The following is a 10,111-nucleotide window of genomic DNA, read 5'->3' as shown; positions in this document are numbered from 1 at the left end:
GAAGCGTGCACCATGCGCGCACCTTCTTCCACACCCTGGCCCAGCAAGCACTTGATCTCGCAGAAAAAAATGTGGGGAAACCTCAGGGTCAGATACAGAAGTTCACTCAAATCTGGTGGCTATAACTTTGCTTTCTTCGATGTGGAAGCATTGCGCCCAGTCACTCTTCACGATCCACTGCTAGTTGCTGCCGTGACACTGAACACGATTGCTTTTTGCAAATCTTGACGCGCGCTTCAACAAGCCATATCCGATTTCCCTCTGCGAGCTCAAGGAGTGAGGCACACGTAGGCCTAGGTCCAGGGGCACTGCGAATACTGCCAGGCAAGGGATTGAGGGCTCGCGGCCATGTCTGCAAAAACCGGCGATGTCAACGCGGAACCATCCAGCTCACCGTAGGTCGATTAGCAAGTGCACATGGTTGTCCATCAACACATAAGCGTGCAGCTGGCAGCCTGTGGCGTGCAGGGCCTCATGCAGCAGGTGCAGGTAGCGCAATCGGTCGCCATCATCCAGAAAGCACGGCAAGCGGTTATTCCCCCGCTGCACGATGTGCTGCGGGATGTCGGGAAGGTCGATACGCGGAAGTCTGGCCATCCGGCAAGACTCGCAGCAAGGCATTGGTGCTGATAGCGAGGACACCCTCCTGAAAGACAAGGCCGCGGCCTGAAATTTGCGTAGGAAGTAAACCTGACCGCTGTTGGCGGTGTATAAATAAGCAGAGCCATAGACGTGCGGCTTGCTAGTCTTGCGTAAAGTGAAGGGATACACATGCAACGATACGGGCAACTACTGCGATGTGTTCTGGTCTGCGCAGGCATCTCGCTGCTGGCAAGCTGCCAAGCACAAACAACCCAGACGCAGGACGTGCCAGCGCGCGTTGTGGCTGATGGGCAGCTTCCCATCGTACGACCGCTGCAGTTGGCGGCGATGACCAGTCCGATGATGGTCGAATTCAACGTGCAGCCTCCTGGCAAGAATGCGACTGGCACACTCTTCCTGGGTATCCGTGTCGGTGACGAGGATGCTCTGAAGTCTCTTGAAGCTGCTCAAGCACTCCGCAGATCTGGCTTGCACGCTGAGCTTGTTCTGAAACGGCTTGAACCAAGCGGCGCAACCAACATGCCATTGGTGCGTGTTGAATCGAGGCCAGGAGTTCCAGCTCAGACCATCGCTGTGAGTGCAGACGGGCGTGTTCCAGGCGTATGGCTGGACGATGTGGATGGCTCGTCTCTTCAATCTGCGGGTCTGGAATCTCCAGAGCGTCGCTACACGCAGCTTGCCTTCGCATGGGCGCAAGGAATTCAGCCTGGCAAGTATCAGTTGAGCATCAGGCTGCTTGGCCAGCCGCCGCAGCTTGCATCGATCGAATCCGAGTTGCTGGTCGCTTACCGACACAAATCAAAGTAGGTAATCCCATGGACGATAAGTACGCTATCACCCTCCCAAACACTGAGGCTGTAGGCTGAAACTTGCGTAGGAAGTAAACCTGACTCCGTTAGCGCAGGCTTTTGAATTAAGGCGTGAAAATCTCTTCGGTGTCTGCGTAGAACACCAATACCTCTCCGCCTGCATACGGTACGGTGACTTTCCGTGTCCACGGCTCGGCTATTGGAATGACAGCTTTCGCCATGGCATCGCATTTATCACTGGTGCCACATCTGCGGATGGCAATGCGCAAGACGCCGCGGTCCGTTGCGAAATCAACGCCTGGAGAATAAAAGAGACTTTCTGCCGGCATATGGTAAATGATGTTGAGTGATTTGGATCCTAACTTTTCGACTTTGACCGGCTGTACATCGTTCTTCTTGTAATCAGAACGCATGCTTCCTTCTGTACAAGCAGTCAAGGCTGATACTGCAAGCAACCATGTGCCAAGAATGAGACGAGATTTTAGATTGATGTTCATGCCTATTGATGATGTTTGTCCAGCAAGGTGCCGCCTACTACCTCGACACTCGGGCGAGGCAGGACTGGTCAGATGCCAGCTCGTGGAATCCATTTCGATCAGAAACTCACACGTGGCGCTTGCTGGGTATCTTGTTGCTGGCTGCGTGCCAATTCCTGTTGTCGTGTCTGCGTTTGCTCTTGGGCGATGGCTTGGTTGGCCGCTTGTAGCTTTGCATCCGACTGCTCCAAAGGGATATGAATTGCCTGGTCTGTAGAAACGACGACGCGCTTGTGCGTCGGGTCGTCGAGGCGTCCCTCAACCGCGAAGAGGTTGCCGTTCTTGCCCATCAGCACATGGTCCACGCGCTGCAGTGCGTTGGCGGCGAGCGAGGTGTTGCCGGCGTCTGGATAGCGCTCGCGATTGTCCTTGCATGCCGCCAGCAGGCAGCGACTGACGCGTTCGCTCATTTCGTCGTACGGCTTACCCACGCTCTCATCGATCTTGGCCACGCCTTCGCGGATCTGCTTCAACATGGCGTGATCGGGATGATCCGGATCTTGCGGGCCTGACGCTTGCGGCCGTGCGGGGGCGCTGTGGCCGCGTACATCTGTCTCTTCCTGAGTCTTCTTCGAAGAGGTGTCCGCGTTGTCATGGCTTTGCGTGCGCGGCGCAGTGACATGGACCGTCTCTAGCGTTTTGATCGGTTCGGCAGCAGTCTGTGCCACCGGCTGTGCAGCCGTACGCTGTGTGCCTAGGGTCTGGGCTGCGTAGGTTCCATCAAGCTCCTGCTTCAAATTTCCCTTGGCCTGGCTGTCCCAGAGCATGCCGTCATGGGTCCATTGACCATCTTTGCCACGTTCGTAGAGGTCGCCATCTGAGCCGACGATCCGGCCGGGATGCTTTAGTGCGTCATGCACTGCGGCGGGCATGTAGGCGTGACGCTCCCAGCCATTTTGCTCGTAGGTCTGTTTGTAGTGCGCGGCCATCGCTGCTGGCGTGTGCATCGCGTTCTGCCTGATGATTTGCTGCGAAGCTTCATCGAGTTGCGATGCACGCTGAGGGCTCGCCGTTTCGGTGTGCGTGTTCATGGTGCGATCGATCAGGCCATCGGCTACCTGGCGCGTCCACTGCTGCGTACTCGCGTCGTGCACCCACGGGGATTCGCGCAAGCTGCGCGTGTCGTGCTCGTTGGCCGGTTGGGTGTAGGGATCTTTATTCGGCGGCGGCGAACCGAGTGCCAGCTCGATAGACGTACGAGATGCTTTGAAGGTCAGTAAGTCCGCGACTTCCGGCGTGGCAACTTCGGTCCGCGTCTTGAAGAGCGGCACGCCGGCTTCGCCAAAGGCGACAGCTGCTGGATCGACTTCGCCAGTGCTGACGTCACGCGCCCACCGTTCTCCGGCTTGGTGATTCTCAAGGCGCCACGTATTGCCTTGCGCATCTTGTTGATGGGAAATGCGATGATCATTGACCACATCGGCCAGCTTGTCGCCGCCCACCGCGCCAACGAGGCCGCCAACCGCACCTGTGACTAGCAAGCCCGGGCCAGACTCCACGCCGAGCGCTGCGCCTACGCTACTGCCAAGCACGGCCCCGCCAAATGTGCCCAGATTGCGTGTGGCGTAGCGGGTGACCTCTGCATCGGCCGCAGTGCTGTTGCCCTGCGCGTCCAGCCGCTCGGTGTTTCTTGCCGTACCGCCCAGGTCGTACACGGCCGCCGCCGCGCCCACAATGCCCAGCCCACGGACGGTGCCGGGAGAGAGCCTGCGCGATGCCGCCACCTCCGCGCTGAGCGTGGTCTCCGCAATGCCTACGGTTGGCGCATCCAGCCCGGTCGGTGCGCGGACCATGCCGGAGGCACTGAGTTCTGCTGATGGCTTGAAGTGTGTTTGCTGCAGTTCTAAGCTTCCAGCGAACTCACGCGAAAATGTAACCTTTTCAATCTTTGAGCCGATGCTCTCTGGCGCTACAAAGATGCCCTTGGTTGCCGCCTGGATAAAGTGTGTTTGCACCTCCGGCAGTACAGCGCCTGCGCCACCTTGTGCGTACAGCGCCTGCAACTTGGGAATCGGCTGACCGCCCAGCGAATTGACATTTGGGTTGTTCAGCACAGCAGGCACTTCAACCTGACCGAAGACACGTTCCAGGTTGGCAGCAGAAGCCACTACTTTGATGTCGCCACGCAGCGAGCTTGCGAATTCGTGCGAGGCTTCTCCCCAGAGGCATTTGGACAAGGACGTGGGGCTCTGTGATGGAACCGCCGGGTCGCCGAACAAGAACGACGCAGCAGATTCCTTGGCCATCTTCGGAGGCAATCCCTGAGACCTGAAAATCTCGGAAGCCTTCTCCTCGATGGCGGTCCTGGCTTCCATGAGGAACTTGGCGCGCGGCGTATCGTTGATGATGGGAAGCCCAGTCTTTTCAGAAAGTTCAACCGCCATGACCTCGGATGAGACATCCCCGACCCAACGACTGTAAAGAATTCCGCCCTGATCAACCGATTTTGCCGGATACGACCTTGCAATTTCAGATATTTCATCTAGAGATTCTGCTTTCTCTATCAGAGAGATCGAGGCGGCGTGGTCGTTCATGCCTGAACTCCGGGCTGATCATTGCGCTTTGTCAATGCCCAGTTCTCATTAAAAATTACCTTCCCCGTGAAGATCGCACCTCCGCTTTCACTGATGATCAGCGGCTTTTTCGTAAAGGCAGTGCCAGCCTGTATTAATTGGATGATGATGGCTTTTATAGACTCAAGCTCGTCATCGGTGAAGGGGCGAACTGACCAGGCGGTAATTGGCATCCCGACCTGAAGCTCTACTGAAAATCCAAAAGAAACAACTGCTACGTCATAATGGGTTTGGTCTGGAAGCCAATCATTCTTTAGCTCTCCAAAATACTCCGTGCCATCAATTTCAATGGCGAAGGTTTCGTGACCAAGCTCGTCAGCACCCCGGATGCCCCCCGAAAAACGCGCCCGACCTGCTGGCAAATTTATCCATTCAAATGTCGATGACATCTCAATTCCTTTGTTGCTGGATCCAAATGGTGTGGCTTATCGAACAGGACGATAGGCAATGGTAGTTATGATACATCGGTGTCGATGGTAGCCAGCAAGGGTGCGACATCGGCAAGCGTGGCTACTCATTATCGCATCACAAGTGACATGTCGTTCTTGGTGGTCGCTTACTTGCTGGAAGCGCTATCTTGCCGGTTCGCCTCAGCCAATAATTGCTCACACGACTGCACGCGTATACGTAGGCGAATGAGATGCCAGGACATCGCAAAGGCAAACAGGAGCGTGAAGGCCAGCACGCCCTGGATTAGGGTGATCTTGCTCAACACCGTCCAGTCACCTATGCGCCAATCTTTCAGCTGCAGATATAGCGCAAGTAGGACAGGCATGAAGCCCAGCTTCTCCATGCCGCCAGTGAACAGCCCCAGGCGGTCGTGCATGTTGGTGCGACGGTCACGCATGAAGGCCTCGCGTCGACGTCGTTGTTCCAGAGGAAACCTGCGAAGCGACGCAACGATCGATTGATACTGGTTGAACTCCCGCTCCATCAGGTCTGCGTGATCCGCATAGGGGCGGCGGAACCCGGGCCATTCGCGCTTGGCGGTCAGCGCTGCCGACACCACAAAGCCTGTCAGCTCAGTGACAAGGCCAATAACGGCCAAATAGGCACCAGTTTTGCCATCTAGCAAAGTACCGGCCAAGATCCCGACGCCCGCACCGATCAAGCCAATCGCCAAGCTCCAGCGCTCGACTGGGCCGGCGCGGCTTTGTTCGGTCACCTGTGCGTAGTGAGCCATCGCCGCAGATAGCGAGGGAAAGCTGGGGTCTGTGAGCGTGATTGCTTCCCCATCGATATCGTCGCTGCGTTCTGCTGCTACTTCATCCACTGAACTCATCTAGCCTCCCTCGGCGATCGCGCGTCCAACATACGTCTGTGATGGTCAGTATTCCTCAGCTGCCGACAGCGCGCCAGCGCGTTACTCAAACGCGTCAAGTCTCGTTATCAGTTGCTATTGACACGCTACGCCTTGCACTCGCAATCTAAGCCCAAGGAGCGTCGAAACTCCTCTCATAGCGGTACCCACCTCCGTCAAACCGGTGGGTTTTTTGTGCCTGCATCCTGCAGGTACAAGCCGACGCAATGCCTGCGTCGGGAGGGCGGCTAATACAACACCCGCAAGGGGAATACGCCCGCCGGCTATGAGCGGTTTCGAACCTCCCGACATCCCGTCGCCGTTGGCGGCGGTTCTTGGGTTGTTCCAGGAGGGCGTTGCCATGTCTACCGCACCATCCACGCCGGCATCTGTGCCGGCTTATCTGTTGCCAGCCTCCGCTCACGGCCTGCTGTGGGACGTGGGCGAGGTGCTGCGCCGGCTGGCCGCACGCGCGGCTATTGAGCAGGCCAACGACGATCCCGCGCAGCAGTTGCTCAGCCAACCCGGTGTGTTGTCGCAGGCCTTGCGCAGCCTGTCCGCTCGCATCGAAGTGGCGTTGCAGCAGTGCGTTGCGGCACCCATCACCAACACTCGCCATCCGGAGGCGCCATGACACGCCGCCGCCCACCCAACGCGTCCGCCACCGCACGGCCCACCCGTCAACGTGCGCGCCCAGCGCCACCCAAGCGGGTGCAGTGGGGCGTTGTGGAACCCGACCGCACCAAGCTGCCGCCGCTGCTACCGCCCGACCCGGACGCCTCCCCGCAAGGCCCCGGCACGCTACGCGCGCCCCGCCGCGCTCGCCGCCCACGCCAATGCACCGTCAGCTACGCCCATTACCCAGGTGCCCACGACCACGCCGGCGACCAGCACGTGCCCCACGTCCGCCTCAGCGGCCTATGGCTGGAGCAACTGGGCTTTGCTATCGGCACCAAGCTGCGCATCACTGCGAGCGAAGGGCAGCTGCTGATGGAGGTGTTGCCGCCGGTGGAGGTGCCTGCAAAGCACCTTAGGGCGCGTCGGTGAGCGCCGCCCGCCGCATTCAGCTGAATCCTGTCCGCCGCTAGCCGATCTTGCAAACGAAGAACCACGTGAAGTAATTGCTGCCGCCGCCTGATCCGAGGTCATCAACGTGTTAAATTTCAGCGCTATTCTTAGTGCAGGATAAGGGAGATGGCCCTTCACCTTGGGAAATCCCATGGCCGGCGAGTTAACCAAGGACGTAATGCCTTCCCTCAGGCAACGTTGTTATCAATTGCGCTGCTCGCACTATGCACCTTTCATGCGGGGTGTGCCCCGAGCACTCCACGCGATCAGTTAGACATAGCGGCTGCAAAGCTCTCCGCTGAAACCAGGAGCAAAGACGTGACGGAACGCCTTAAACAAGACGTCGATCGTTTGATCGCAACAGACTTCCAGGATGTCGCCGCCGTCGGTACTCAGCTTCAAGCCCAATTTGGACCACGGCACCTAGACGGAGAGAGAGAGCTTCGGGTAAGCGAGCAAGGCGTGCTGGCAGGTGAAAAGGTGCAGCGTGTTGAGTTCATCAATGCAATAGATGATCCATCGCGTGGGAAGTTGGTTATCGATTTCTCGCCACCTGGCCCGGATTTTAAGGAGTCTCCCTGGGTAGGCGCTGTTCCTTACCCACCTCGTCCAGATGCGCGAGATTCCAGAGCCTATTGGGAGATGACAGTTAACGGGACCAAGGTCATCTTTGGTCTGACGGAAGACCAGTCACACCTAAGCTATATTTCGATCAGCAAACTTTGAGATAAAGTTTGATCAATCAAGCAAGGGAAATGCGTGATGGAAAGTAACGAAGAAGAAAAATTTCCACAGCCGCGACAGGTAGGTGCACCATCCAGTGGCGCGCTACCGGCTTCTCCGCTGAAGGATCCAGCATTAGCGCCTTTAATTAACTCTTCGCCTACACTCCAAGCGGGCCTTTCCCAGTTCAAGCGCGATGGCATAGGCGTTGATTGGGGTGGCGCGGGTGGAGGCACCTACCTGGAACCAGGTAAGAGAGTAGTGATTGACCAGAACGCAGCTGGCAAAGGCGAACGGATTGCCAGATCACTATCACACGAGATTGGACACCATGGGTTCGCCGAGCCTAAAGATTATTCTTCCAAGCAAGCTTATGTGAACAACATGCTGCGCGGCGAAGCAGCTGCAACGCTCAGTAACGCACTAGTCCGACGCGAGATTCTGAATCATCAGGGGCCGGATATCGGTATTTCTGGAAGCGGCACGAGGCCGCAGCAGTACGAGGCAATTGCAGATCAGCAAATGGCAGGTCGCATCACACGCGATGCTGCATTGAACCAGATTGCCCAGGTCTTCAAGACGGAACAACCTTCGGTCGCTCCAAGTAAGACATACGAGCAATATTATGGCGATTACTACGACAAACACATCGTCCCCTGGAAGCTTAAACAGGGGCGACCGGAGCCCGGAGCCGTTGGCGACATCACTACTTCTGATGTGAAGCAGGGTGGACTTGGACCTGAATCACATCCGGCATCACCGAAGACCGCGTTGTTGCCCTCACAGCCAGGCCATGCGGACCACCCGCTTTACCAGCAGATCAAGGGTGGCGTGACGCAGCTAGACGCCCAGCATGACAGGCAGTGGGATGTATCGAGCCAACGCATGACAGCCAGTCTGCTTGCGTTGGCAAAAGGGGAAGGACTGTCGCGGGTGGACCATGTCGTGCTCAACAATCCGACACCGCAGTTGGCCGGCGGCGAAAAGGTTTTCATCGTCCAGGGTGCTCTCAATGACCCCGCACACCAGCGGGCACATATGCCGACGGTGGACGCCGTGCAGGCGCCAGAGGCCCAATCGTTCGACCGCCTGCAGGCAATCAACCAGACTCAGGCCCAGGCGCGTGAACAGCAGCAGGGGCTTGAGCAGTCGCAGCAATCTGCTATCCAGACGGGGCCATCAATGGCACGCTGAGATATTTCATGTCGTCGGTATCGGCTTTCACTGAGTGCGACGGAGGCTGAGAAGCTGGTGAAAAATTCGCTGACGTACGTCGTGCTCTGGTTGCTCGCTACAACCGGTTGCACTTACAGGTTCGCTCAAATTGGTATGGATAAGCCGTCCGGCCCCTCGCTGTGTTCAGAGGTCCTGGACTGGGAGCGCATAAGCGCACCTCGGGCGCTGCGAGTGACGCCACAGATTGTCGAAGACGAGAACGGCCGGTCTTATCGCTTTGATCTCGGTGGGCGAAAGGGGCTGCGCCATCTGGATGCCAGTTGTGGATTCGGTGCATATGCTGAATGTAGCTTTGAGGCAACTGATTCGAATGGACGAGTTTTTCGATTCTCCGAAATATCGACGTTTAGCCTCTGGAAAAGTCGGCAAGAGTTCTATCTTGTCTACCATGTCGTGGATCCTAAAGGAAAGTCTGATAAAGGATTGCGAAGAGTTGTCAAGGTGGATGATCCACCCTCAGAGATCTGCAATCAGATCGGTGACTACTCAAATTTGATGTAGTTGCCCGATCAGAACGTCAACGATTTGCTGAGTTGCCTGGGTCCGGAATTCATCAGGAGAGAAAATCGATCCTCCTGCCAAGATGCACGCGCATTGCGCTTCTGGTAAAACATCGCTCTACCGCAGGAAGGAGCCGCGCCGTATGTCATTCGCTATCTTCCGTTCTTACGTTTTGGCATCGGCTGCAGTGGTCGTTGCCACCTTTGCAGGATGCGCCATGACCGAACCGCCAATCTCAAAGAAACAGTTCTCCGAGCATGTTGTGACGCTGCTGGCCGGCAAGGATTCGGCGGTGGTCGAAGCCGGCAAGTTGACCGATTTCCCTTGGAAGACGCTGTGCTTCGAGCGCGATGACAGACTGCTGCTGAAGTTCGATCGCGGCGGAGAGACATCCGTGCTGCCGTTGCCTTATGAAGAGTTCTTCGTGGACGAGGCGCATGTGGTCAATTCCCTGGAGGATAGCTGTGTCACGCCATCCGATCACATCCTGATCAATAAGAAGTATTCGGGCTATCAAGGGCCTATCGAGTTTCAGAAGGCAGCGTAGGGAGGATAAGCCCTGGTCGAATTTGCGGATTTGCGGACGCCAGACGTGAAGTTGCGCCTTGGGCATCTTGGTATTGCGAAGCGTTGAGCCGCGCTCGAAGTAATACCGGTTGAATTTAATGCTTTAGGGAAGGTCTGAATAACGATGCCTGAGAGTGCGGAATGTCCGCATCGTTCCGGAGAGTCTCGTTTGGATCTTCGGAGTTTCGCCATTTC

General features: G+C 56.9%; 11 protein-coding genes. 6 read left to right on the top strand and 5 right to left on the bottom strand.

Annotation, left to right across the window (positions count from 1 at the left end; translation table 11 throughout):
* Positions 1 to 390: 390 nt before the first annotated feature.
* On the bottom strand, positions 391 to 597 hold the full coding sequence (locus tag XdyCFBP7245_RS22535) for a transposase (RefSeq protein ID WP_104617586.1): 207 nt from the start codon (positions 595 to 597) through the stop codon (positions 391 to 393).
* Positions 598 to 771: 174 nt separating this feature from the next.
* On the opposite strand from XdyCFBP7245_RS22535, the gene XdyCFBP7245_RS22530 reads away from it, so the two are divergent.
* On the top strand, positions 772 to 1,410 hold the full coding sequence (locus XdyCFBP7245_RS22530) for a hypothetical protein (protein ID WP_104617585.1): 639 nt from the start codon (positions 772 to 774) through the stop codon (positions 1,408 to 1,410).
* A gap of 106 nt (positions 1,411 to 1,516) precedes the next feature.
* Here XdyCFBP7245_RS22530 and XdyCFBP7245_RS22525 read toward each other — a convergent pair whose 3' ends face one another.
* The 4 genes from XdyCFBP7245_RS22525 to XdyCFBP7245_RS22510 all read right to left on the bottom strand — a co-directional run bounded on the left by XdyCFBP7245_RS22525 (position 1,517) and on the right by XdyCFBP7245_RS22510 (position 5,803).
* Positions 1,517 to 1,909 (bottom strand): hypothetical protein, encoded by a 393-nt coding sequence (locus tag XdyCFBP7245_RS22525; RefSeq protein ID WP_244907900.1) that lies wholly within the window; start codon positions 1,907 to 1,909, stop codon positions 1,517 to 1,519.
* Between the two features lie 98 nt (positions 1,910 to 2,007).
* On the bottom strand, positions 2,008 to 4,482 hold the full coding sequence (locus XdyCFBP7245_RS24830; RefSeq protein ID WP_342352102.1) for an XVIPCD domain-containing protein: 2,475 nt from the start codon (positions 4,480 to 4,482) through the stop codon (positions 2,008 to 2,010).
* The gene (locus tag XdyCFBP7245_RS22515; protein ID WP_146091716.1) at positions 4,479 to 4,910 is read right to left on the bottom strand and encodes a hypothetical protein; all 432 of its coding nucleotides are present in this window, start codon (positions 4,908 to 4,910) and stop codon (positions 4,479 to 4,481) included. The genes XdyCFBP7245_RS24830 and XdyCFBP7245_RS22515 overlap by 4 nt, the downstream gene beginning before the upstream one ends.
* A 167-nt stretch (positions 4,911 to 5,077) precedes the next feature.
* Complete coding sequence (locus tag XdyCFBP7245_RS22510) at positions 5,078 to 5,803, bottom strand: hypothetical protein (protein ID WP_104617582.1); 726 nt, start codon at positions 5,801 to 5,803, stop codon at positions 5,078 to 5,080.
* A 379-nt stretch (positions 5,804 to 6,182) separates the two neighbouring features.
* Here XdyCFBP7245_RS22510 and XdyCFBP7245_RS22500 point away from each other — a divergent pair, with 379 nt between their 5' ends.
* The 5 genes from XdyCFBP7245_RS22500 (at position 6,183) to XdyCFBP7245_RS22475 (ending at position 9,896) form a co-directional block, all read left to right on the top strand.
* A complete protein-coding gene (locus XdyCFBP7245_RS22500; protein WP_104617592.1) occupies positions 6,183 to 6,455 on the top strand; it encodes an XAC0095 family protein in 273 nt (90 codons plus the stop codon).
* Positions 6,452 to 6,868 carry a SymE family type I addiction module toxin gene (locus XdyCFBP7245_RS22495; protein ID WP_104617581.1) on the top strand — a complete coding sequence of 139 codons (417 nt, stop codon included), beginning with the start codon at positions 6,452 to 6,454 and terminating at the stop codon, positions 6,866 to 6,868. Before XdyCFBP7245_RS22500 ends, XdyCFBP7245_RS22495 begins: the two co-directional genes overlap by 4 nt.
* Before the next feature lie 147 nt (positions 6,869 to 7,015).
* On the top strand, positions 7,016 to 7,615 hold the full coding sequence (locus tag XdyCFBP7245_RS22490; protein ID WP_244907899.1) for a hypothetical protein: 600 nt from the start codon (positions 7,016 to 7,018) through the stop codon (positions 7,613 to 7,615).
* A 36-nt stretch (positions 7,616 to 7,651) separates the two neighbouring features.
* A complete protein-coding gene (locus XdyCFBP7245_RS22485) occupies positions 7,652 to 8,806 on the top strand; it encodes an XVIPCD domain-containing protein (protein WP_244907898.1) in 1,155 nt (384 codons plus the stop codon).
* A gap of 685 nt (positions 8,807 to 9,491) precedes the next feature.
* Positions 9,492 to 9,896, top strand: coding sequence for a hypothetical protein (locus XdyCFBP7245_RS22475; protein ID WP_244907897.1), 405 nt, complete (start codon positions 9,492 to 9,494; stop codon positions 9,894 to 9,896).
* Positions 9,897 to 10,111 lie beyond the last annotated feature (215 nt).

This window comes from Xanthomonas dyei, assembly GCF_002939865.1.
In the GTDB taxonomy this organism is placed as follows: Bacteria; Pseudomonadota; Gammaproteobacteria; order Xanthomonadales; family Xanthomonadaceae; genus Xanthomonas; species Xanthomonas dyei.
The sequence above is the reverse complement of the archived record's forward strand: the minus strand, read 5'-3'. Positions and strand labels throughout refer to the sequence as shown.